This window comes from Clostridium sp. LIBA-8553, assembly GCF_057782465.1.
Window position 1 is genome coordinate 2,782,875 of record NZ_CM173489.1, and the last position, 23,385, is coordinate 2,806,259.

Below are 23,385 nucleotides of genomic sequence, written 5' to 3' on the forward strand. Positions count from 1 at the left end.
GTAATCACTCCTCCTTATACATGAATTTTCTTTTCTAATAGGTATTTTGAAAAAAACCAGCCTATTAAAATGTACAAAATTGATATTAAAATAAACCAAATAATTTTTTCAAATACATAAAACTCCATTATTCCTGGAAACATTAAAATCATGAATATAAAAGAGCATCCTATTAAGAACCCTAAAATTCCTCCCTTTATTCCAAAACTTCTTTCCAATATAGCAAATAAAAAAGCTATTAATATTAATCCCACAAAAAATAAACTATGTGTTACCAAATTAACTAAATCAGTTGGAACTAAACAATAAAGTTCGCTAATAGAATTGATTATTACTGATAAGAAACTTTCTTTTACTATGCCATCAGCTGGAACCATAACATTAAAAATAAAGTAATTTAAAAACATTGCCATAATCTGAAAAAACACTAAAGATAAGTAGAAGAAACATGCTGATAAAAATTTATATATAATTATAAACTTCTTAGGAATAGGTAAAGTTAAAAGTGTATATGAACTTTTGTTTTCTCCTTTAAATTCTCCAAGCCATAAATACCAACAATATAAACAAAAACATCCTACTATTAAAATCACTAACATCCTTGAAGCTATTCCAGTAGAATAAAAACTACTAAATGAATTAAACTTATCAAACATCTGAACTGCGGGTATATTATTTGTTTTTTCTATATAAAATTCTAAGTCATCACTTAATCTATAAACAAAATAAACTACATTTAAAAGCATAATTCCAATAGCAGTGCTTAATGTTATTTTTAGATCTCTTGATATTTGCAAATTTAAAAGATACCTAGTCTTTTTAAAATTTCCCTTATTCACCTTCATGTACCTCCCTTATCTTCTCAACCATAGATAATCCTTCATTTTCTCTTACGTCTTCAACATAGAACTCACTTTTAACAACTCCATCACTAAGAAATACTACTTTATCAACTATATTTTCAACTTCTCTTATTTCATGAGTAGTTAATATAATCCCAATATCATCATCCATGTACCCAATAAGTGATTCTATAAATTTTTCTCTTGTGAAAATATCTATTCCTGAAAAAGGCTCATCTAAAAGTAAATATTCTGGATTTCTAGCAAAACCTAGTATAAGTTTTACTCTTGCTATATTTCCTTTTGAAAGTTTATTTATTTTCAAGTCATCAGTTAGCTTAAAATTTTTAAGCATCTTATAAGCTTTGTCCATATCCCACTTTTTATAAAGTACACTCATATATTCAAAAGCTTCTTTTATGGTCATCCCTCTATAAGTGCTTAAAACATCGGGTACAAAAGCAAGTTTCTCATATGTTTTATACGAAAGCTTTTCACCATCAAAAAATACCTCTCCACTATCTTGTTTAACAAGTCCCATAATTATTTTTAGAAGTGTTGATTTACCAACTCCATTTAATCCTAAAAGAGCGGTTATCTCTCCCTTCTCTGCTTGAAATGAAACATCATTCAAGACTTTGTTTCTTCTAAATTTCTTTTTAATTTCTCTGACCTCAATCATATATTTCACCATCTCTTATTAAAATTTATAATTAAATTTAATCCCCTTCTCTTAAATTTGAATCTAATTAATATTTTAATATCTACATTTCTTTATTAATTGTTCCATCAAAAATTAATAATGCCCATCCTTATTAACTAAATAAAACTTAGAGTCTAAAGCTTTTTTACTCAAAATCACATTTTACTTAGAATACTTTGAAAAAACAGCTAATTCAGCCTCTTTATCTGTTATATTAATTGGATAAGTTTGACTATAATAAGAAAAGTTATATCTTCTATTCCTGCTAAAATTATAGTTCCTAAACTTCTTTTTAAATAAATATTCTCTTTAGAAAAAGTAACAAACTTAAACTTATCCATCTAGTTATTATCAGGTTGAAAATTCTTAAATTCAGCTCCAATAACCTTTCCTAAATATATCAGCTTACCATCATTTAAATTTAGGCATCCTACATAGAAGCTATTTTCTATAAAGTTATTACCAGCAACAAAATAAAGTTTATCTTCATACAATTTTGTATTATACACTCCCCAAATAGAAAGCCCATACTTACTTAATTCCTCTTCTGTTAATATATTTTTAGACTCAATAATTTTTCCTGAGTCTAAATCAAGACCTAGAAAAGAAATTCCTTCCTTTTCCCCATTTAATCCTGTTTTAATAAAATCACTATAAAATATTCCATTAGATACTTTAGCTAGACTATAATAATCTCCATTTATATCTAAATTGTTTTCTTTGAAAAATTTATCAAGATCATATGTTTTCATAGTACCTTCTTTTATGTTAATCTCAAACAACGCAACATTGCTTACGCTTATAGTTGTTCCCTTTTCATTAACATTTGGAATTTTGTGAGATAAAATATATACTTTTTCTCCTTCTCTTCCAATAATATTGCTTGAATTTACGTCATTTAATTTATAAATATCTCCATGAGTATTAATAACTTCAAATTTATCATTATTAAAATCATATTCTATTATTTCTATACCGTTATCAGTATCTATTAAAATTCTTACTTTATTGTCATAATAATAAACTCCCATTGTATAAAAAGTATTATTCTTAGCATTTAAATCTTTATTATTTAGTTCTTTACTTTTTACTTCTCCACTTTTTATATCCTTAACTCTAATCTCCATGTTATAACCCTTATTAGTTACAAAAACAATATTTTCTTTATCTCTATATACATTTTCATCACTTGCCCATCTATATTTAAAAACATCTGCATTTTGGTAAATATTCAATCTATTATGATCATCTACCTCTAAAGTCATTTTTGATTTTACGTTTTTATTTCCTATTGAATATCTTTTTTCACAAAATACACCTATATTCCTTTCAGCTAAAATTTTCATATTGCCTAATTCTTCTCTATTTCCAACTAAGTCTTGAATCTTTACTCCCTTTAAAGTATCAATTAAATTAATTCCTATAAATACTATTAATATTGCTATCGTAGCTATTAAACTTATATGCAAAAATCTCTTTTTCATCATTATCCCTCCTTTAAACACTAACTTTTTTCTTTAATAAATAATTATTTAAAGCAAAGGAAATGATTACAAAACTTATTCCTAGTGTAACTTCGAACAAAATAAGATGTTTTCTTAATAAATTCATCTTTACTATAGGTATAAAAAATCCTAATAAAAACAAACTAATAACTAATGTAATCCAAATAACAATTCCTTTTATGCCATAACTTTTTTTAATTGTGATATATAAAGCTCCCATTAAACCAATTACCAAAACAAATAAACATAAAACTCCAAATGTTAAAATATCTCTTGGCAAAAAAAATTGTCCTTCTTTATTTAATAAAATAGATTTTAAAAGTTCTAAAGAAATAGGAGTTCTATTGATAAGAACAACCTCCAATATAATCCATTCTAATACTATAGCCAAAACTTGACCTGATAAATAAAACCAAAAAAACACTTCAACAACTAAACACTTTCCTAAAAGTATTTTCCATTTATCTATTGGTAAACTTAATGTTCTGTAAATTGTTTTATTTTCAAAATCAAATTCTTTTTTCCATATAAAAATAGAAAATATTGCAATCAAAATCATCTCAACTAAGAATATAAGTGAACTTGTGTTACCATTTTGAAGCGATAAATAAAATACTCCTTCATTAACTATTCCATTTCCCCAATATCTTGAAATTGCAATAAAAAATAAAACCATGGAAGCAATCATTCCTAAGGCTGTATTAACTAAAATCAAATTAAAATTTCCTAAGAGTTCATATTCAATTAAAGAAATAAACTTGCTTTTCTTATTCATCTCCAAAAACCTCTCTCATTTTATCTATTAATGAAATACCTTCCTTGCATCTCATATCTTCCATATAAAAATCTTCTTTTACAATTCCATCATTAATCATTAGAACCCTATCTGCAATATTTTCTATATCCTTTATTTCATGAGTAGTGATAATTATTGCAACATCTTCACTAGTATAATTTATAAGAGATCTTAGAAACATATCTCTTGTAAAAATATCAATTCCTGAGAAAGGTTCATCCATAATGATATAATCTGCATTTTGAGCAAAACCTAATATTATTTTTAATTTTTCTAAATTTCCCTTTGAAAGTTTATCTATCTTCTCATTATCTTTTAATTCAAACTCAGCAAGCATTTTATAGGCTTTTTTATAATCCCATCTATCATAAAAGCATTCCATATATTCAAAGCTTTCTTTTATATTCATTCCATTATAAGTATTTTTCACATCTGGAACAAAAGCTAATTTATCTGAGTTTTTTATATTAAGAGCTTCTCCATCAATAAGAACTTCACCTGAATCTTTCTTAACTAAATCCATAATTATTTTCAATATTGTGGATTTACCTACCCCATTCATACCTAACAAAGCAGTGATTTCTCCTTTTTTTATATTAAAAGAAATGCTCTTTAAAACTTCTTTTCTTCCGAATTTCTTTTTAACTTCAATTACTTCAATCATTCACTCACCCCTAATACTTATTTTTATCGCTTAAATCCAATTTGTATCTATGTATTAATCCATTAATACACAACTCCCAACTGTATTATAGCATTAGTACACTAACTTGTAAATATTTTGATTTACTTTTTTTGTATTTTTTACTCAAATGTAACTTTTAACAGTATTGATTTATAGATATATGTGAAAGAATATTTTTATGGGCAGTATATTTTTTATTTAAATATAAGCTTTTTCTATTAGAATCGTATAATATTTAACAGAATTAGCTATTATTTTAGAATAGGCAATAAAACTTTTTGCGAAATTATAAAACTTAGCCTTAAAAAGCATAAAAAAACACCCTAGCTTAGCTAGAGTGCTTAAAAATCTATCTATTTTTTCTTTTTAAATTTTGAGAAAAATCCATCCTCTTTATCTTCAGTTCCCTCAACTGACTCTCCTGAAGCTCTCATGAATTCTTTTAAAGCTTCCTCTTGTTCTTTATTTAAGTGTTTTGGAACCTCTACTACCATATGAACGTATTGATTTCCTCTTCCACCACCATTAACATGAGGAACACCTTTTCCTTTTAATCTAAACTTAGTTCCAGGTTGAGTACCTGCTGGAACTTTATATTTAACATTTCCATCTACAGTTGGAACAGTTATTTCTGCTCCTAACGCAGCCTTAGCCATGCTTATTTTGTAATCATAGTAAATATCAGAGCCTTCTCTTCTAAATATCTTAGAAGGAGAAACATTTACTCTTATATATAAATCTCCTGAAGGTCCATTATTAGCTCCTTGTTCACCTTGTCCTCTTAAAGGTATTATGTTTCCAGTATCTACTCCTGCTGGTATCTTAACTGTTATCTTTCTATTTTTTCTAACAGTTCCTTTTCCCTTACAATCTGGACATGGATCTTCAATTATTTTACCTGTTCCACCACATTGGTCACAAGTTGTTGTAGAAACAAAGCTTCCTAATGGAGTTTGTCTTTGAACCCTTATTTGTCCAGAACCACTACATTTTGGACAAGTCTTAGGAGATGTTCCTGGTTTAGCTCCTGTACCATGGCAAGTTTCACAGTTTTCAGTTCTAGTTATTGATATTTCTTTTTCGCATCCAAATACAGCTTCTTCAAAAGTTATATTTAATCTATATTCTAAATCAGCACCTCTTTGTGGAGCATTTCTTCTCCTAGCTGATCCGCCACCACCGAATCCGCCACCAAAGAATGATTCAAATATATCTCCAAAGCCACCCATTTCTGAGAAGTCGAATCCGCCAGCATCAAATCCGCCGCCACCGAATCCAGCGCTTCCGTCAACACCTGCATGACCAAATTGATCATATCTAGCTTTTTTATCAGGGTCTTTTAATACATCGTAAGCTTCATTTACTTCTTTAAAATTTTCTTCTGCTTCCTTATCTCCAGGATTTCTATCCGGGTGATATTTCATAGCCATTTTTCTAAAAGCTCTCTTTATTTCATCATCTGAAGCACCCTTTTGAAGACCAAGCACTTCATAATAATCTCTTTTAGCCACAGTTATTCACCACCTATAAATTTACTTATAAAAAGGGAAGACTATTGAGCCTTCCCTCTATTAATTCTTTTTATATTATATCAAAGCTTTAAGTCTTATGATAGTTTTAATTATTATTTATCATCTTGAACTTCGAAGTCAGCATCTACAACATTGTCATCGTTGTTTGTAGCACCTGCTCCAGCATTAGCTCCACCCATGTTGTTTGGATCAAATCCTTGACCTTGTGCTCCACCATTTTGTTGGTATAATTTTTCTGATACTTTGTAGAATGCTTGAGTTAAATCTTCCATAGCTTTTTTGATAGCTTCTATATCGTCACCATCTTTAACTTTTTTAACTTCTTCGATTTTAGCTTCTATTTCTGATTTTTCTTCAGCTGAAACTTTATCCCCAAGTTCATTTAAAGTTTTTTCTGTTTGGTAAACAGTTTGCTCAGCAGTGTTTTTAACTTCTATAGCTTCTTTTCTCTTTTTATCTTCTTCAGCGAATTGTTCAGCTTCTTTTACAGCCTTATCTATTTCAGCATCGCTTAAGTTAGTTGAAGCTGTGATTGTAATATTAGCTTCTTTTCCAGTAGCTTTATCAGTTGCTGAAACTTTAACTATACCGTTAGCATCTATATCGAAAGCAACTTCTATTTGAGGGATTCCTCTTGGAGCTGGAGCAATTCCTGATAGAGTAAATCTACCTAAAGTTTTGTTATCAGCTGCCATTTGTCTTTCACCTTGTACTACGTGAATTTCAACTGAAGTTTGGTTATCTGCTGCAGTTGAGAATATTTGACTCTTTCTTGCAGGGATAGTTGTATTTCTTTCGATTAATGGAGTTGCAACTCCTCCTAAAGTTTCGATTCCTAATGTTAATGGAGTAACATCTAGTAATAATACATCTTTAACATCACCAGTTAATACACCAGCTTGGATAGCAGCACCCATTGCTACACACTCATCTGGGTTAACTCCTTTTGAAGGTTCTTTTCCAGTGAAGTTTTTAACAGCCTCTTGAACTGCTGGTATTCTTGTTGATCCACCAACTAAGATTACTTTATCTATATCATTTAATGAGACATTACCTGATTTTAAAGCTTCTTTCATTATATTTATTGTTCTTTCAACTAAGTCATGAGTTAATTCATTGAATTTAGCTCTAGTTAATGTCATATCTATATGTTTTGGACCAGTTGCATCAGCAGTGATGAATGGTAAGTTGATTAATGTTTGAGTTGATGATGATAACTCAATTTTAGCTTTTTCAGCTGCTTCTTTTAATCTTTGAAGAGCCATTTTATCTTGTCTTAAATCAATTCCATTTTGAGCTTTAAAGTCTTCAGCGATATAATCTATAATTCTTTGGTCGAAATCATCTCCACCTAATCTAGCATCTCCGTTTGTTGATACAACTTCAAATACTCCATCTCCTAAGTCTAAGATAGATACGTCGAAAGTACCACCACCTAGGTCATATACTAATATTTTGTGAGCACTATCCATTTTATCTAATCCATAAGCTAATGATGCAGCTGTTGGCTCGTTGATTATTCTCTTAACGTCTAAACCAGCTATTCTACCAGCATCTTTAGTTGCTTGTCTTTCAGCATCGTTAAAGTAAGCTGGAACTGTTATAACAGCTTCTGTTACTTTTTCTCCTAAGTAAGCTTCTGCATCTGCTTTTAATTTTTGAAGTATCATTGCTGATATTTCTTGTGGTGTATAATCTTTTCCATCTATGTTAACTTTGTAGTCAGTTCCCATATGTCTTTTTATTGACATTATTGTTTTATCAGGATTTGTTATTGCTTGTCTTTTAGCAACTTGACCTACTAATCTTTCTCCATTTGCTTGGAATGAAACTACTGATGGAGTTGTTCTAGCACCTTCTGAGTTAGTGATAACTACTGGTTCTCCACCTTCCATAACAGCTACGCATGAATTTGTTGTTCCTAAATCTATACCGATTATTTTACTCATTGTTAATTCCTCCTCTAACAATATCTATATTTAAATCTGTTAAATGCAAATTAAATTATTTAGTTACAGTTACCATTGAATGTCTGATAACCTTATCCCCTCTCTTGTATCCTTTTTGGAATACTTGAGCTACTTGATTTGGCTCTGAACCTTCTTGCTCCACAACCATCATTGCTTGATGTAATTCTGGATCAAAACCATTTTCTGTAGATATTTCTTCAACTTGAAGTTTATCTAATGCATCTTCAAATTGTCTTACTGTCATTTCAACACCCTTTTTAAGATCTTCAACTGAGCCATCTACAGCTAATGCTCTTTCTAAATTATCTAATACTGGAAGCATTTTTATTAAAACATCTTCACAAGCATCAGTATATATTCTTTCTTTTTCTTTATCTGTTCTTTTTCTGTAGTTTTCATATTCTGCAGAAATTCTTAATAATCTATCTTTTAAGGCCTCTAATTCATTTTCTAACTTTTTAGTTTTATTCTTAAACATATTATTTTCTTCCTTTAAAGCCTTTAATTCTTCAAACTCAATAACTTTTTCGTCAGCCTTAACATCTTCTGAAACTTCTTCTACTTCTTCATCTATACTAGGATTTTCATCTTTAGTTTCATTATCAAATTCTTTTTGGATATCTTCTTTTAACTTTTCGTCAAATTCCTTATTATCCTCCATAAAGTAGCTACACCTCTTCTCTTTTTTTCTTTACTTGTTCCTTAAAGTTTCATTTAATTCTTTCATAACCTCAGTCATGATTGATAATACTTTAGAATAATTTATTCTTCTAGGACCTATTAAAGCTATAGTACCTAAGGACTTATCTCCTACATGATATCCAGCTGATATTATAGAACATTCTTTTGCTTCTGGTACAAATATTTCATCCCCTATTTTTATAGTCATATCATCACTATCACTTATAAGTTCTGAAACACATTTTTTATCATGTAAAAGCTCTAAAATCTCTTTTGCTTTGTGAATATTATTATATTCAGGATAATTGAATATATTGATTGTTCCCTCTAAGAATACCTCAGATGATCCATCGTCTTTCAAGCTCTCATAAAGAGCTGGTAAAACTGCATTGACTATATCTTCATATCCTTCTAAAGCTTTATTGAGATTGCTTATAACCTCTAGGTTTATTTGCTCAATAGTAAGGTTTTTAAGCCTTTCAGTTATTATCTTACTAATTTTAATAAGTTCTTCAGATAAAGGAACATTTTTTACTTTTATAACTGTATTTCTTATGACACCATTATCAGTTACTAAAACACATAATATACTTAAATCATCAACCTTTAAAAGTTGAATTGATTTTACAAAGCTCTTATGTACTGATGGTGCCTTAACTATACAAGTCATTTTAGTAAGTTCCGATAGAAGAGCACTAGTTTGTTTGATTATCTTATCAACTTCGTACAAGGTACCATCTATTATTGAATTTCTAATAAGCAATTCCTCTTCAGAAGATAATCTTTCGAATTCAACCATTCTATCAACATATAATCTATATCCTCTGCTTGATGGAATTCTTCCTGCCGAAGTATGAGGCTGTTCTAAAAATCCCATTTCCTCTAAGTCAGCCATCTCATTTCTTATAGTAGCTGAACTTACTCCAAGATTATATTTTTTAGCGATAGTTCTTGAACCAACAGGCTCTCCAGTAGATATATAGTCTTGAATTATAGCCCTTAATATTTGAAGCTTTCTATCATCTATCACTAATCTCACCTCTTTATTAGCACTCACTCTTATCGAGTGCTAACTAGTACACTATTAATATATTACCTACCAAGTTTTTTGTCAATTCCATTTTTTATCATTTCACATCAAAATTATTGATTTAATAATAATTATCCTTTATTATCTTTAGTTTTCTTTCATTTTCTTTTATTCACTCTATAAACTTCAAAATTATTAAAGTAAGAAATCAGCCATTATTATATTGGAAAGTTCTACCCCCTTTTCACTAAGATAAATCATTCCTGAATCTCTTATTAAGAGCTTTTCCTCCTCATACTTACTTATTATTTCTCCATAAACATCATTTATATTCATATTAAATCTCTTTTCAAATTCGTTTTCCTTTATTCCATTAATCTTTCTAAGACCCATAAACATAAATTCTTCCATATCATCATTTTTAGAATTAATTATTGCTTCTTCTATAGCCTCTCCCTCTTCATTCATTGCTTTTATATATTCTTCCACACTACTTAGATTTTTAATTCTCTTGCCATTAACATAAGAAGCTGCTGCTGACCCTAAACCAATCCAATTATCCATATTCCAATAAGCTAAGTTATGTCTACACTCCATTCCCTTTTTAGCATAATTGGAAATTTCATATTGTTTAAATCCGTTTTCCTCTAAAATAGTTTTTGCTAAATGATACATTTTTCTCTCCTCTTCTTCACTTGGAAGCTTTAACTTATCATTTTCATAAAGATTATAAAAAGCAGTTCCTTCTTCTATAATTAAACTATACGCTGATATGTGTGCTGGTTCTAAAGATATTATTTCTCTTAAAGTATCTTCCCATTCATTTACTTTTTGATTTGGTAAGCCAAACATTAAATCAACATTTATGTTGTCAAATCCTACTTTTTTAGCTAAAAGAAAATTTTCTTTAAAAGTTTCATAGTTATGTATCCTTCCTAATCCTTTTAAAAGATTATCTTGCTTTGCTTGAAGTCCCATACTAATTCTATTAACTCCATATTTTTTCATGACCTTTAGCTTTTCTTCTGTTAAATTACCAGGATTACATTCCATAGAAAATTCAACATTATTTGATAAATTAAGTTTTGCTATTTCACTTAATAAAGTTTGTAACTCATTTGCTTCAAGAACACTTGGTGTTCCTCCCCCAATAAATATAGTACTTATCTCTAAATTATTGTGTTCTTCTCTAAAATTTATTATTTCCTTGTTTAATTCATCTATATACTCTCTTCTTAAGTGATCTTTTCTTGCAAAAGAAGGAAAATCACAATAAAGACATTTTTGTGCACAAAAAGGAATGTGTATATATAAAGAAACTTTATCCATGGTTAATTACCTCCATCTTAAAATAATAAAGAAACTTAAGTTAAAGTCTCTATTATTATTTTGTTTTCAATTTAATTAATATATAAGTTCTCTAGTCTACTTTCATATTACAACAAAAAAAGTCACGAGTGAATAAACCCATGACTTTTATATGATACGTTCATAATACAAAATTACTTATTTTAAATTTTGTTCATAAGCTTCTTAAAACATCGAAATAAACTCAATTTAATTTTTAATTTAAACTACATTTTAAGCTGAAAACCAATATTTATATAAATAAGTCCAATACTTAAAATATATTTAAACTTATTTTTATATTTCTCTTAAATTTATGTTTATAGCATTATGAATTAATAAATCTCTTTGAACTTCTATAATAGAAGTTTTTATTGTTTCACCTTCTAAATTTATATCAATATTACTATGGTCTCCATATTTAGCTAAAAACTTATCTAAATCAGAAATCTTAAGGCTTATTGAAATATTTTCTCCATTTTTTCTATTTATAACACCAGTTGCTTTTCCAGCATTTCTAAATTTTCTACACTTAACTCTAACATCTCTCTTATTTGCTTGTAACATAAGAACAACTCCCCTTCTCTACATAAGTTTTATTAATTTACTATAAATATATTGAAGGGATTTCTCTTTAATGACTAAATAAAAAAATATTTATTTTACGAATTTCTTACTAAAACACATCATAAAATTAATGTTACTTATACTAATTTCTTAAAATTATATATATAATAAGAATCTCTCTCTAAACATAAAAAGGTAATGTAGATACTTAATAGTATCAAACACTACCTTTTTGATAATATTTAAAAGCTAATTAGTCAACTTTTAAAACTGACATAAACGCTTCTTGTGGAACTTCAACTGTTCCTAATTGTCTCATTCTCTTCTTACCTTCTTTTTGCTTTTCAAGAAGTTTTTTCTTTCTTGAAATATCTCCACCATAACACTTAGCTAATACGTCTTTTCTCATAGCTTTAACTGTTTCTCTAGCTATGATTTTTGAACCTACAGCTGCTTGAATTGGAACTTCAAACATGTGTCTTGGGATAATTTCCTTAAGTTTTTCAGCTATAGCTCTACCTCTTTGGTAAGCCTTAACCTCTGGAACTATCATAGATAAAGCATCTACGTTATCTCCATTTAATAATATATCTAACTTAACAAGTTTTGATTGCTCATATCCTTTTAATTCATAATCTAATGAAGCATATCCTCTTGTTTTTGATTTAAGAGTATCGAAGAAATCATATACTATTTCATTTAGTGGTATTTCATAATGAATAACAACTCTTGTTTCTTCTAAGTATTGCATATCTATGAATTTACCTCTTCTGTCTTGGCATAATTCCATTACAGCTCCTGTGTAATCAGTTGGAGTAATAATTGAAGCCTTAACAACAGGTTCTTCCATATATGCTATCTCTGTCATTGGAGGAAGATTTGTTGGGTTTGTTAAATCAAATGACTCTCCATTTGTTTTAGTTACTTTGTATATAACTGATGGTGCAGTTGTAATTATATCTAAGTTAAATTCTCTTTCAACTCTTTCTTGAATTATTTCCATATGTAATAATCCTAAGAATCCACATCTAAAACCAAAACCTAAAGCTACTGAAGTTTCTGGCTCAAATGATAATGCAGCATCATTTATTTGAAGTTTTTCTAAAGCTTCTTTTAACTCTTCGTATTTAGCTCCATCAACTGGATATATACCTGAATAAACCATTGGTATAGCTGGCTTATATCCTGGTAATGCCTCTTCTGTTGGTCTAGCTGCCTCAGTTACAGTATCACCTACTCTGGCGTCTCTAACATTCTTGATTGAAGCTGTTATATATCCAACTTCACCTGCACTTAATCCTTCTTTTAAAGGCATTAAGGCCGGTGTAAATACTCCAGTCTCAACTACTTCATACACCTTACCTGTAGACATTAATTTAATTTTTGTTCCAGGTTTAACTTTACCATCTTTAACTCTTATATGGCATACAACACCTTTGTAACTATCATAATATGAGTCAAATATTAAAGCTTTAAGAGGCGCATTTTCATCACCTTCTGGTGCTGGAATCTTCTCTACTATCTCTTCTAAAACATCTTCTATATTTAATCCTGTTTTAGCTGATACAAGTGGTGCATCCTCTGCTTCTATTCCAATAACATCTTCTATTTCTTGCTTTATTTCATCTGGTCTAGCACTAGCTAAGTCAACCTTATTTATAACAGGAACTATTTCTAAGTCATTATCTAATGCTAAATAACAGTTTGCTAAAGTTTGAGCTTGTATTCCTTGAGTTGCGTCTACAACAAGTATTGCACCTTCACAAGCTGCTAAACTTCTTGAAACCTCATATGTAAAGTCTACGTGACCTGGAGTATCTATAAGATTTAATATATATTCTTCTCCGTTATCTCTCTTATAGATAAGTCTTGCTGCCTGAGACTTTATTGTAATTCCTCTTTCTTTTTCTAGCTCCATAGTATCTAGTACTTGCTGTTCCATCTCTCTTTGAGTTAATGTACCAGTTTTCTCTAAAAGTCTATCTGCTAATGTTGATTTACCATGATCTATATGCGCTACGATTGAAAAGTTTCTTATATACTTCTTTTTATCCATATCTAAACCTGCTCTCCAAACTATTTAAAGCTCTTGAACAGTTTTCACCCCCACATTGTAGAATAAGTCAAGTTACATTATATCACAACGTGCCATTAAACTGTCAATATACTTGATTTACATTATTATATTGTTTTCTATAAATTGATTAATATTATTTATTAAATTATTAATTAAGTTAAAAGTTCCAATTAATATATTGCCTACAAACCCTTTATTTAAGTTTAAAGTGTGTTCTTTAAAAACTAAATAAAATTCATCTTTATTTTCGTATATTTTTATTGGACTATTATCCTCACTAAATACAGTTAAGTCCATTCCTGTTTCTTCCTTTATTCTTTCATAATCAACCTGTTCATTCAATTCATAATTTTGATTATTAAAAGCTTCTGTATTTTCTATGTTAACACCAATAACTCCCCAACAGATTATAGAAAAAAATATTATACTAAGTGTTCCCATTGTTATAAATCTTTTCAAAATAAAACACCCCCACAGATTACTATCTATAAGGATGTTCAAAAAGCTTTATTTTTATTCATCTTTTCCGTTTAATTCTTCTGCTATTAATCTAGCTATATATTTAGCTGTGCCTTGTGCCTCTTCCGCAGTATTAACTTCTGCTCCAACCTCTATTAACATTGAATTTTTATTATATTGTTGGTTAAAAGCATTTTTTCCCCTATTATACTTATAGGTTTCCTGTCTTCTCAAAATATCTGGGAAAAGCTCATTAGCTCTAGTTATAAATCTATTTGCTAGATTTTCTGCATCATTGTAATATTTACTATTCTTAGTTGTAACAAACATGACTTTAGCCACGCTTTCTCCATTTATATTAGCAGTTAAATTCTTTTTATTTTGTTCTCCTACAGAATCTCTGTGTATATCTATTATCATTTTAAATTCATCATATTGATCTACATATTTTTTTACTGTCTCTCCAGATTTATTATAAGATTGCTCATAAGCTGCTGAGTGATTAGTTTTATCATGTATAACTGATATTCCATAATTTTCTTCAAGCTCTTTTGCTACTAAAGATCCTACACCAACAACGTTGTATGCTTCATTATTTGAAGTTCTCTCTTCATTGTATCCCTCTGAGTTATGTGTATGATAAATAAGCACCTCTGGCTTAGATTGATCAAGCTCCTTCTTTAAACTTTCATCATAAACTTCACTATTTTTATTAGCTACTAATTCTTCTCCACTCTTTGCCTCTTCCTCCGATACTTCATCTATGCTTTCAGTATTTAAATCGAAGGAAGATACGTCCTCTGCCGAAGCATACCCTACTTTATCAATTGAAGCTATTTTATTTACAACTCCAAAGTAAGGTATTTCATTCATCACTAACTCAATAGGATCTAAAGGCTTTATATTCAAAGTTTCAAGAGCTAAACTTTTTAACGTAATATTACTTTCTAAGTAAGCATCCTCATCATAATATGTTCCTTTGGCAATAGGCATACCCGCATTCAAAAGCTGTATATATGACAAGTTTTCTCTCATATCTTTACTTGCTGCAATCTTCATAAATCTAAACATAAACATTATTAGTAAGATCAAAAGAACAAGCATTCCTATGGGTATTTCTCTTTTATTAATACCTCTCACATTATCCCCTCCCTCATATTTTCATTTATATGAGATTAGGGTAAATATTATGTTACTCTATAACAGTAAATATTTAATTTATTATTCTTCAAAATCATCCATAATTTCTAACAAAAATCTCCTAATTTCTTTTAATTAAGAAATTTATTTATATCCTCTAAAACCATATTGGGTTGAAGTGCTATATTTATTCCATTAGATATTATTTTTGAAACTGATTCTATTACATCATCTATCTCCTTCGGAGTAACCATTAAGTCACCAACATAAGGATTTAAAAGACTTTTTATCATAATACCCTTTTCATTTTTATCTATATTATTTAATATATTATAAAATTCTTTTCCCTCCTCTGACTGCTTTATCATTTCATCTAAAACTAAATCCATAGCATCATTAGCAATGGTCGCCGCATCTACAACTGTTGGAACCCCTAATGCAATAACTGGAACTCCTAAACTTTCCTCGTTAATTTGCATTCTATGATTTCCAACTCCTGCTCCTGGTGATATTCCAGTATTGCTTATTTGTATGGTTCTTGCAACTCTTTCAAGTTTTCTTGAAGCTAAGGCATCAATACACACTACTAAATCTGGCTTTATTTTATCAACTAATGATTTAATGATTTCTCCTGTTTCAATACCTGTTATCCCCAAAACTCCTGGAGCAATGGCACATACAGGTCTTACTGAATCATCTATAACCTCTGGCATTACCTTTTTTAAATGTCTTGTAACCATAAGTTTCCCTACAACCTTAGGTCCTATTGCGTCTGGTGTAACATTCCAGTTTCCAAGACCAACAACTAGTGCTGTTCTATCCTCAGGTAGATTAATCAACTCTTCTAATGAACTTGCCACTACATGAGATACCTCATCCATTATTCCTCCATCATAATGAGTATATTCAGGGATATCTATGGTAACATATCTTCCAATAGGTTTTCCCATAGCCTCAGCACCTTCCTTATTTATTATGTCAACATTTGTAACCTTAATATCATCATCTACAGTTTTCTCTTCAAAAATAACTCCATCAATTTCTCTATTGTACCTATGCTTATAAATTTCGCGACTTTCAACAGCTAAATCGGTTCTTACATCATACATTTTTCCACCTCTTTTTAATTTAAATTGATATATTATATATAATTTCCTTAAAAATGATAATTATGTCGATAAACACGAAAAAAGACTTGAACTTATATATTTATGATGTTATAATTACCTTTGTTAAATAACGAACTCGTACGCAGATTCCCCAAAACTGCAGATACGCTATAAAAGTTGAAGGGGGTGAACTAGAATGGCAAATATTAAATCAGCAAAGAAAAGAATAAAAGTTACTGAAAAGAAAACTTTAAGAAATAAGATGATTAAGTCAGCTCTTAAAACTGCTATAAAGAAGTTTGAAGTAGCTGTTGAAGCTAACAACAAAGCAGAAGCTGCAACTTTATACGTTGAGGCTGCTAGAGCTTTAGATATGTCTGCTTCTAAAGGAGTAGTTCATAAGAACATGGCTGCTAGAAAGAAATCAAGATTAGCTGCTAAGTTAAACGCTATGGCTTAATTATATGGGTGTTAGAATTTCTAACACCATTTTCTTTTATTAGAAGTATTTCTTTAAGTAAAAAATCCAGATTAGAATTATCTAATCTGGATTTTTTATATTACAGTGCTTACTATCATAAGTTCTAGTTCTGTTTTTTTATTTAAATTAGAATTACTCTTAAGTTTCTTTTCTGTATATAAACATAAATTAATACATTTATTAAGCTGTTTATTTGAAAACTTTTTGCTTTGATTAATAAATTTTTCTATTACAAAGTCAGGTAAGTTTACTCTACTAGCTTCTAAAAAATCTTTTTTTATCTCGTCAATTCTATACTTTTCAGAAAGTCTTATTTTTACTCTGTGTAACTTTTGAAATTGCTCTCTAATCTGGCTTAATATAAATATAGGATCTTGTCCTCTACCTATTAATTCATCCATTAAATCTATAGCTTGCTTTGCCCTTTTAATTGAAATAAGCTCAACTAAATCAAATATATCATCTTCATATCTAGGAGGTAGTAATAACTCTATGTCTTTTCTAGTTATTTCTCTGTTACCTACATAGTTTACTATTTTATCAACTTCTCTTTCTATAACATCAAAGTTATTTTCTACTGAATCACAAAAATATTTTAATTCTATTTTACCTATATTTTTATTATATCTTTGAAAAATTTTCCCTACTTTTTGTTGTAGCTTTGCTCCTTTTAATTTTTCAACAGAAACTATACAACTACTCTTCTCAAGTTTTTTTAGTTTGCTTAATCTATTAACTCTATCCCTTTTATCTTTCAAAGTTGTATATGCTATTAAAACACAATGTTCTGGTGTATTTTGAAAATATTCTACACATTGCTTATATAATTTTTCAGTTTCTTTATCTTGTTTATCCCTAAATATATTAGTTCTATTTAAAACTACCACTTTTCTATCACTCATAAAAGGCAATGTTTCACAAGCATTCATGAAGTCATCAAAATTAAGGTTATTACCATCCAATCTAATTAAGTTTAAATCCTTAAATCCTTCATCTAACACATTATCAATGATATTTTCTATACCTTCTTTGATTAAAAGTTCATCTAATCCAACTAATATATAACTTTTTTCTATCTTTCCTTTTTTCAAATTTTCATATAAACCGTCTAAATCTATCATTAAAATATCAACCTTTCAAATCCCAGCTACTTATTTACATAAGTTAAAGTATATACGCACTTTTCTTTTGAATCAAATCAATTATATCATAATCACTTTTCTCTGGCATTAAAGTTATACTATTAAAATTATCTTCTATTGAAATAAAATACTTTTTTGAAATCTCAAAATGGATCTCATCCTTTAAGTGAATAACCTCATTTACATATTCTTTTTTCATGATTGACTTTTTAAAATAATCACTATCATTATTTACTAAAGCAATTTTACTAAATCCAGATTCTATAACTACAGCCTTATTCCATTTATCTTCAACTACTCTTACCTTAGTCCCTAATACATGCATATCTAAAATAAGAATTGGTATAACCAAATAAACTCCTATTCTAAATTTCTTGAATCCTTTAATACTCATATAAATTGATAAAAACATAATCATATATGCTACTGCAAAAACTGGTGATAGATATGGAGTAACCCATATTACCTTATCTAAAAAGACCAAAATCCCTCTAAAAATCATAAAGATTATATTTAGTAAAAATACTATAATACCAATAAAATTTTCTCCTACTAAAATAGAAAACAATAATACTTGTAAAACTAATACTATTATTGGTGTTACTAGAAATGTTGATATCAGAAAATTAATAGAGAACTTGCCAAAAGCAATTACCAAAATTGGATATATGAAAGCTTGAGCTGATAACCCCAAACTTAAATACTCATTAATTTTTGGAGGTAGCATATAAAAGCCATTTAATAGTTTTTTATAAAATAATATTATACCTAAGGTTCCTCCAAAGGATAATAAAAATCCCATGCTAAAAAGGTCATATGGTCTAAAAACCATTAAGACTATTGCTCCTAAAGATATGGAACTTATAGGATCATAGGTTTTGAATACTTTTTTAGAAGATCTTAATATAGTTATCATAATAAGAGCTCTTAAAGCTGAACTAGATGCCCCAACTAAAATAACATAAATAGAACAAATAGCTAACGCCACCTTAAATGACAACTTACTATATATTATTGAAAACAAAAGGGCTATATGAAATCCAGATATACATATTAAATGAATTACTCCTAAATCAGATAAAAAATCTTTTTGATTATAAGTTAAATTTTCTTTATCTCCCCATAAAATTGCATTTAAAAGTGCACTTTCTGAGGGTGAAAAATACTCACTTAATTTTTCATAATATTTCTTTGGTATATTTTTAATCTTATATACTAAATCTTTTTCACTCTTTATAACTTTCTTTAGGAAAACCTGTCCAACATAACCTCTTTCTAAATTAACATTTCTTTTAAATTTACAAACTCCATATATTTTTTCTCCATATTCAAGTTCATACTCACTTTGATTTCTTATTTCAACCATTCTTCCATCTATTTTTCCAAGTATAAACTTATCATTAATATCTACTATTCTAATTTCTTGTACTACGGCCTCTTGAAAGTTCGGTTCATAATAAATGGTGCAACTTAATATACCTATAAGAAAAAACACCATACCTATATTAAAATAATCTAAATCTAATAAAAAATATGATATAAAAATTAAAGGTACAACTAAAAGAGTTGTACCTATTAAATTAAAACTACTAAAGTAGTATGATAAAATTCCTAAAGTAACAAAAATACAAATTAATCCTAAAGGTCTATTTATAATAATCTTTTCAAACTTTCTCATAGAATCTCTCCTTCGAAAAAATTATTGACCTTTTATAAGAATTATAATCATTTATTTAGTTTTTGGATTGAATATTAAAGCCATTATATATCCAAAGAATATAGCAGCTGTTAATCCTCCTGCCGCACCTTTAAATCCACCAGTAAATGCTCCTAAAAGTCCTTGTTCATTTACTTCCTTTATAGTTGCCTTAGCAAGCGCATATCCAAAGCCAGGTAAAGGTATAGTAGCTCCAGCTCCTCCAATCTGAACTATTTTATCATAAATACCTAAAGCACCTAATATTGTTCCTATGGTTACAAAAGCAACTAATATTTTTGCCGGAGTCAATTTGGTTTTATCCATTAATAATTGACCTATTACACATATAATTCCACCTACTAAAAATGCATTTATATAACTTTGCAAATTCATCATCCTCCTTATATATATTCTATAGCCACAGCATGAGCTATTCCTGGTATGCTTTCTCCTTGAAGAGAAGATGTTGAACTTAATAAGGCTCCTGTTGAAACTAAAAGTACTCTTTTAATTTCCTTTTTCATAAGTTTTTTATACAAATATCCGCATCCTACTACTGCAGAGCATCCACATCCACTTCCACCTGAGAATGTTTTCTGTCTTTCATTATCAAATATTTTTTCTCCACAATCTATGTAAACCTTACTTACATCATAACCATATTCTTTTAATAACTTTTCAGTTAGCTCTCTTCCAACCTTCCCTAAATCTCCAGTGGCTATTACATCATAATCTTCTGGCTTTCTATTAGTATCAACAAAATGTTTGTATATTGTGTCTACTGCTGCTGGTGCCATAGCAGCTCCCATATTATCAGCATCTTTAATTCCATAATCCTTAACAATTCCTGTAGTTATATAGGTCACATATGGAAAATCTCCTTCTTTTCCCAAAAGCATAGCTCCGGAACCAGTTACAGTCCATTGTGAATATTCTTTTCTTTGACATCCATATTCTAAAGGAAATCTAAACTGTCTTTCAGCTGAGCTAAAGTGAGAGGATGTAGCTGCTATTGAATATCTAGCGAAGTCTCCATCTATAACCATAGATGCTAAACTTAATGATTCTGCCATAGTTGAACAAGCTCCATATACACCCAAAAAAGGTATCTTAAATTCTCTTGCCACAAAATTAGTTGAAGTTAATTGATTTAATAAATCTCCACCAAAAAGATAGTCAACATCTTCCTCTTTAACTTTACTCTTTTTTATTACCTCTTCAATGGATGTTATCATTAAACTGCTCTCAGCCTTTTCAAAACTATCACATCCATTGCAATCATCTTGTAAAACTTTATCAAAATATTCCTTTAGAGGACCATCTCCTTCTTTAGGTCCAACAATGCTATATGTTGATATTATTCTAGGTTTACTCTCTAACTTTATAGTTTGTTTACCAACTCTCTTTAAATTATTACTCATTTAAAATCACCCCATAATTCCAAATCTAAGTAATAAATAATATATTACTCCTACAATAACTGATGTTCCTATGCCGTACACTATTACTGGTCCTGCAATAGTAAACATTTTTGCTCCTACTCCCATTACAAATCCTTCCTTTTTAAATTCTATAGCTGGTGATACCACAGCATTTGAAAAACCTGTAATAGGAACTATAGTTCCTGCTCCTGCAACAGCTGCAATCTTATCATAAATATCAAGGCCTGTTAGGAGAGCTCCTAAAAATACCATAGTCATTGGAGTTATAATTGAAACCTGTTCATCTGGAAATCCCTTATTTAATAAGTAATTTCTTATGAACTGGCCAATAACACAGATTAATCCACCAATTACAAAGGCCATTATACAATTCTTTAATGTCTTTGGCTTTGGTCTTATTTGTTGTTCAAGTTCATTAAATTTATTTTTTATTTTTTCATCACTTTGATAATTAGCCATATCAACCATCCTTTGCTTTTATTTTATACATATAGTATTAATTTCTTCTCCCTAATATATGCAAAAAAATAAGCATTATTTTCTATGACTAGTCTCATAAAAAATAATGCTCCCAAAATATTTCATTTATAATCAATCCTCTTCTAATTTTTCCTTCATAAGTTTTAGTACCTTTTTCTCTATTCTAGAAACCTGAACTTGGCTTATACCAAGCATTTTAGCTACTTGAATTTGAGTTTTATCCTTAAAATACCTAAGCATTATAATTTGCTTTCCTTTTGTATCTAAGGAACTTATAGCTTCTTTTAAAGCTATTTTATTTACCATATCATCATCTTCACCCTTCTCACTAAGTTTATCTATGAGGAGTACAGGTGTTCCTTCATCATGATGAATAGTGTCATATAAATATTGCATACTATTTGCAGATTCTAAGGCTACTACGACTTCTTCCTTATCCACACCAGAATACTTTGCTAATTCATCTATAGTAGGGTCTCTATTTAGCTTTTTTATTAATTCTTCTTTATTATAGTGAAGTTTTTTAGCTAAACTTTTTGTGCTTCTACTTACCTTTATTATCCCATCATCTCTTAAGAATCTTTTTATTTCTCCTATAATCATAGGTACTGCATAGGTAGAAAATTTAACATTAAAACTATCATCAAAATTATTTATAGCCTTAACAAGCCCCATTGATCCAATTTGAAATATATCTTCGTAATCATATCCTCTATTCATAAATCTTTTGCATATAGAAGATACTAAAGGAGTATTAACTTCTATAAGCTTATTCATAGCGTCCTTATTTCCTTCTTTTGCTAAGACTATCAGGGCTGTATTCTTATCATAATTAAAATTATCTTTCTCAATACTACTAATATCCATAGACTTTCTTCACCTGCCTATGTATTCATTTTTTTCTTCATTATTATTTTTGTACCCTTGCCTTTTTCACTATAAACTTCTAAAGAATCCATAAATGTTTCCATAACCGTAAATCCCATACCTGATCTTTCTAACTCTGGCTTTGATGTATATAAGGGCTCTCTTGCTTCTTCTAAATTCTCTATTCCTATTCCATTATCCTCTACAGTTATACTTATTTCATCTTGACATATAGTTGCTTCAATTCTAACTAATTTATTCTCATCACATTCATATCCATGAATTATTGCATTAGTTACAGCTTCAGAAACGGCAGTTTTAATATCAGTTAACTCTTCAATAGTTGGATCTAATTGAGCAACAAAAGCTGATACACTGACCCTTGCAAACCCTTCATTTTCAGATTTAGCCAAAAACTCTAATCTCATTTTATTATCCATATTTAAACCTCCATTAACCCACTTTTAGAGCTTCATCCAAATTTTCGTAATACTTTATTATCTTAAATATTCCAGACAACTCAAAAACTCTCTTTATACTTTTATTAACAGATATTATGTTAACTTCTCCTGAACGCATACTTATCTTTTTATATCTACCAATAATAACTCCTATTCCTGAGCTATCCATAAATGTTACACCCGAAAAATCTAATATAAGTTTTCTTACATTCTCTCGACTAATTCTATCATCAATCTTTACTCTTACTTCCTCAGCACTATGATGATCTAATTCCCCAATTAAACTTACAACTAAAACATTTCCTCTTTTTTCAAAATCCAACCACATATACTCACTCTTATTGAGCTTCACCTCCTACACACTATCTTT

The 23,385-nt window shown here is 29.1% G+C and carries 24 protein-coding genes; 1 reads left to right on the forward strand and 23 read right to left on the reverse strand.

The annotated features are described in order from the left end of the window. Positions 1-14: 14 nt before the first annotated feature. From AC2JAQ_RS12455 to gpr, 15 genes are all read right to left on the reverse strand, one after another. Positions 15-845: a hypothetical protein gene (locus AC2JAQ_RS12455; RefSeq protein WP_488456729.1), complete on the reverse strand. Its 831-nt coding sequence runs from the start codon at positions 843-845 to the stop codon at positions 15-17. Next, complete coding sequence (locus tag AC2JAQ_RS12460) at positions 832-1,524, reverse strand: ABC transporter ATP-binding protein (RefSeq protein ID WP_488456730.1); 693 nt, start codon at positions 1,522-1,524, stop codon at positions 832-834. Before AC2JAQ_RS12460 ends, AC2JAQ_RS12455 begins: the two co-directional genes overlap by 14 nt. A gap of 362 nt (positions 1,525-1,886) precedes the next feature. After that, the gene (locus AC2JAQ_RS12465) at positions 1,887-3,029 is read right to left on the reverse strand and encodes a hypothetical protein (RefSeq protein WP_488456731.1); all 1,143 of its coding nucleotides are present in this window, start codon (positions 3,027-3,029) and stop codon (positions 1,887-1,889) included. Positions 3,030-3,042: 13 nt separating this feature from the next. After that, on the reverse strand, positions 3,043-3,825 hold the full coding sequence (locus AC2JAQ_RS12470) for an ABC transporter permease (RefSeq protein WP_488456732.1): 783 nt from the start codon (positions 3,823-3,825) through the stop codon (positions 3,043-3,045). Continuing rightward, a complete protein-coding gene (locus AC2JAQ_RS12475; protein ID WP_488456733.1) occupies positions 3,818-4,510 on the reverse strand; it encodes an ATP-binding cassette domain-containing protein in 693 nt (230 codons plus the stop codon). The genes AC2JAQ_RS12470 and AC2JAQ_RS12475 overlap by 8 nt, the downstream gene beginning before the upstream one ends. A gap of 374 nt (positions 4,511-4,884) precedes the next feature. Next, a complete protein-coding gene (dnaJ, locus tag AC2JAQ_RS12480) occupies positions 4,885-6,042 on the reverse strand; it encodes a molecular chaperone DnaJ (RefSeq protein ID WP_488456734.1) in 1,158 nt (385 codons plus the stop codon). Between the two features lie 113 nt (positions 6,043-6,155). Then, entirely contained in the window at positions 6,156-8,012 is a 1,857-nt protein-coding gene (gene dnaK, locus AC2JAQ_RS12485) for a molecular chaperone DnaK (protein WP_488456735.1), read from the reverse strand. 55 nt (positions 8,013-8,067) lie between these two features. Beyond that, positions 8,068-8,694 carry a nucleotide exchange factor GrpE gene (grpE, locus tag AC2JAQ_RS12490; protein ID WP_488456736.1) on the reverse strand — a complete coding sequence of 209 codons (627 nt, stop codon included), beginning with the start codon at positions 8,692-8,694 and terminating at the stop codon, positions 8,068-8,070. A gap of 30 nt (positions 8,695-8,724) precedes the next feature. Continuing rightward, positions 8,725-9,744: a heat-inducible transcriptional repressor HrcA gene (hrcA, locus tag AC2JAQ_RS12495; RefSeq protein ID WP_488456737.1), complete on the reverse strand. Its 1,020-nt coding sequence runs from the start codon at positions 9,742-9,744 to the stop codon at positions 8,725-8,727. 195 nt (positions 9,745-9,939) lie between these two features. Beyond that, positions 9,940-11,073 carry a radical SAM family heme chaperone HemW gene (gene hemW, locus AC2JAQ_RS12500; protein ID WP_488456738.1) on the reverse strand — a complete coding sequence of 378 codons (1,134 nt, stop codon included), beginning with the start codon at positions 11,071-11,073 and terminating at the stop codon, positions 9,940-9,942. Positions 11,074-11,388: 315 nt separating this feature from the next. Next, entirely contained in the window at positions 11,389-11,658 is a 270-nt protein-coding gene (locus tag AC2JAQ_RS12505; protein WP_488456739.1) for a hypothetical protein, read from the reverse strand. 253 nt (positions 11,659-11,911) lie between these two features. Further along, complete coding sequence (gene lepA, locus AC2JAQ_RS12510) at positions 11,912-13,714, reverse strand: translation elongation factor 4 (protein ID WP_488456740.1); 1,803 nt, start codon at positions 13,712-13,714, stop codon at positions 11,912-11,914. 117 nt (positions 13,715-13,831) lie between these two features. Further along, positions 13,832-14,194, reverse strand: coding sequence for a hypothetical protein (locus tag AC2JAQ_RS12515; protein WP_488456741.1), 363 nt, complete (start codon positions 14,192-14,194; stop codon positions 13,832-13,834). A 54-nt stretch (positions 14,195-14,248) separates the two neighbouring features. Beyond that, entirely contained in the window at positions 14,249-15,334 is a 1,086-nt protein-coding gene (locus tag AC2JAQ_RS12520) for a stage II sporulation protein P (RefSeq protein ID WP_488456742.1), read from the reverse strand. Between the two features lie 131 nt (positions 15,335-15,465). After that, a complete protein-coding gene (gene gpr / locus AC2JAQ_RS12525) occupies positions 15,466-16,443 on the reverse strand; it encodes a GPR endopeptidase (RefSeq protein ID WP_488456743.1) in 978 nt (325 codons plus the stop codon). A gap of 196 nt (positions 16,444-16,639) precedes the next feature. On the opposite strand from gpr, the gene rpsT reads away from it, so the two are divergent. Further along, positions 16,640-16,903 (forward strand): 30S ribosomal protein S20, encoded by a 264-nt coding sequence (gene rpsT / locus AC2JAQ_RS12530; RefSeq protein WP_003451389.1) that lies wholly within the window; start codon positions 16,640-16,642, stop codon positions 16,901-16,903. A 95-nt stretch (positions 16,904-16,998) separates the two neighbouring features. Here the strand turns inward: rpsT and holA are convergent, their stop codons facing one another. From holA to spoIIAA, 8 genes are all read right to left on the reverse strand, one after another. Then, entirely contained in the window at positions 16,999-18,045 is a 1,047-nt protein-coding gene (gene holA, locus AC2JAQ_RS12535; protein ID WP_488456744.1) for a DNA polymerase III subunit delta, read from the reverse strand. A 43-nt stretch (positions 18,046-18,088) separates the two neighbouring features. Further along, positions 18,089-19,744, reverse strand: coding sequence for a ComEC/Rec2 family competence protein (locus AC2JAQ_RS12540; RefSeq protein ID WP_488456745.1), 1,656 nt, complete (start codon positions 19,742-19,744; stop codon positions 18,089-18,091). Between the two features lie 51 nt (positions 19,745-19,795). Further along, complete coding sequence (spoVAE, locus tag AC2JAQ_RS12545; protein ID WP_488456746.1) at positions 19,796-20,161, reverse strand: stage V sporulation protein AE; 366 nt, start codon at positions 20,159-20,161, stop codon at positions 19,796-19,798. Between the two features lie 5 nt (positions 20,162-20,166). Then, complete coding sequence (gene spoVAD / locus AC2JAQ_RS12550; protein ID WP_488456747.1) at positions 20,167-21,186, reverse strand: stage V sporulation protein AD; 1,020 nt, start codon at positions 21,184-21,186, stop codon at positions 20,167-20,169. Positions 21,187-21,192: 6 nt separating this feature from the next. After that, the gene (spoVAC, locus tag AC2JAQ_RS12555; protein ID WP_488456748.1) at positions 21,193-21,666 is read right to left on the reverse strand and encodes a stage V sporulation protein AC; all 474 of its coding nucleotides are present in this window, start codon (positions 21,664-21,666) and stop codon (positions 21,193-21,195) included. Positions 21,667-21,798: 132 nt separating this feature from the next. Continuing rightward, positions 21,799-22,554, reverse strand: coding sequence for an RNA polymerase sporulation sigma factor SigF (gene sigF, locus AC2JAQ_RS12560; RefSeq protein WP_488456749.1), 756 nt, complete (start codon positions 22,552-22,554; stop codon positions 21,799-21,801). Between the two features lie 17 nt (positions 22,555-22,571). Continuing rightward, the gene (spoIIAB, locus tag AC2JAQ_RS12565; protein ID WP_488456750.1) at positions 22,572-22,994 is read right to left on the reverse strand and encodes an anti-sigma F factor; all 423 of its coding nucleotides are present in this window, start codon (positions 22,992-22,994) and stop codon (positions 22,572-22,574) included. A gap of 13 nt (positions 22,995-23,007) precedes the next feature. After that, positions 23,008-23,343 (reverse strand): anti-sigma F factor antagonist, encoded by a 336-nt coding sequence (spoIIAA, locus tag AC2JAQ_RS12570; protein WP_488456751.1) that lies wholly within the window; start codon positions 23,341-23,343, stop codon positions 23,008-23,010. Positions 23,344-23,385 lie beyond the last annotated feature (42 nt).

Bases quoted from the DNA above. Each gene is read 5' to 3' on its own strand.
- AC2JAQ_RS12465 (WP_488456731.1), bottom strand. From the start codon at position 3,029: ATGAAAAAGAGATTTTTGCATATAAGTTTAATAGCTACGATAGCAATA.
- spoIIAA (WP_488456751.1), bottom strand. From the start codon at position 23,343: ATGTGGTTGGATTTTGAAAAAAGAGGAAATGTTTTAGTTGTAAGTTTA.
- rpsT (WP_003451389.1), top strand. From the start codon at position 16,640: ATGGCAAATATTAAATCAGCAAAGAAAAGAATAAAAGTTACTGAAAAG.
- grpE (WP_488456736.1), bottom strand. From the start codon at position 8,694: ATGGAGGATAATAAGGAATTTGACGAAAAGTTAAAAGAAGATATCCAA.
- spoVAC (WP_488456748.1), bottom strand. From the start codon at position 21,666: ATGGCTAATTATCAAAGTGATGAAAAAATAAAAAATAAATTTAATGAA.
- AC2JAQ_RS12470 (WP_488456732.1), bottom strand. From the start codon at position 3,825: ATGAATAAGAAAAGCAAGTTTATTTCTTTAATTGAATATGAACTCTTA.
- gpr (WP_488456743.1), bottom strand. From the start codon at position 16,443: ATGTATGATGTAAGAACCGATTTAGCTGTTGAAAGTCGCGAAATTTAT.
- AC2JAQ_RS12460 (WP_488456730.1), bottom strand. From the start codon at position 1,524: ATGATTGAGGTCAGAGAAATTAAAAAGAAATTTAGAAGAAACAAAGTC.
- sigF (WP_488456749.1), bottom strand. From the start codon at position 22,554: ATGGATATTAGTAGTATTGAGAAAGATAATTTTAATTATGATAAGAAT.
- AC2JAQ_RS12540 (WP_488456745.1), bottom strand. From the start codon at position 19,744: ATGAGAAAGTTTGAAAAGATTATTATAAATAGACCTTTAGGATTAATT.
- lepA (WP_488456740.1), bottom strand. From the start codon at position 13,714: ATGGATAAAAAGAAGTATATAAGAAACTTTTCAATCGTAGCGCATATA.
- holA (WP_488456744.1), bottom strand. From the start codon at position 18,045: ATGATAGATTTAGACGGTTTATATGAAAATTTGAAAAAAGGAAAGATA.
- AC2JAQ_RS12505 (WP_488456739.1), bottom strand. From the start codon at position 11,658: ATGTTACAAGCAAATAAGAGAGATGTTAGAGTTAAGTGTAGAAAATTT.
- spoVAE (WP_488456746.1), bottom strand. From the start codon at position 20,161: ATGATGAATTTGCAAAGTTATATAAATGCATTTTTAGTAGGTGGAATT.
- AC2JAQ_RS12475 (WP_488456733.1), bottom strand. From the start codon at position 4,510: ATGATTGAAGTAATTGAAGTTAAAAAGAAATTCGGAAGAAAAGAAGTT.
- AC2JAQ_RS12455 (WP_488456729.1), bottom strand. From the start codon at position 845: ATGAAGGTGAATAAGGGAAATTTTAAAAAGACTAGGTATCTTTTAAAT.
- hemW (WP_488456738.1), bottom strand. From the start codon at position 11,073: ATGGATAAAGTTTCTTTATATATACACATTCCTTTTTGTGCACAAAAA.
- spoIIAB (WP_488456750.1), bottom strand. From the start codon at position 22,994: ATGGATAATAAAATGAGATTAGAGTTTTTGGCTAAATCTGAAAATGAA.
- spoVAD (WP_488456747.1), bottom strand. From the start codon at position 21,186: ATGAGTAATAATTTAAAGAGAGTTGGTAAACAAACTATAAAGTTAGAG.
- dnaK (WP_488456735.1), bottom strand. From the start codon at position 8,012: ATGAGTAAAATAATCGGTATAGATTTAGGAACAACAAATTCATGCGTA.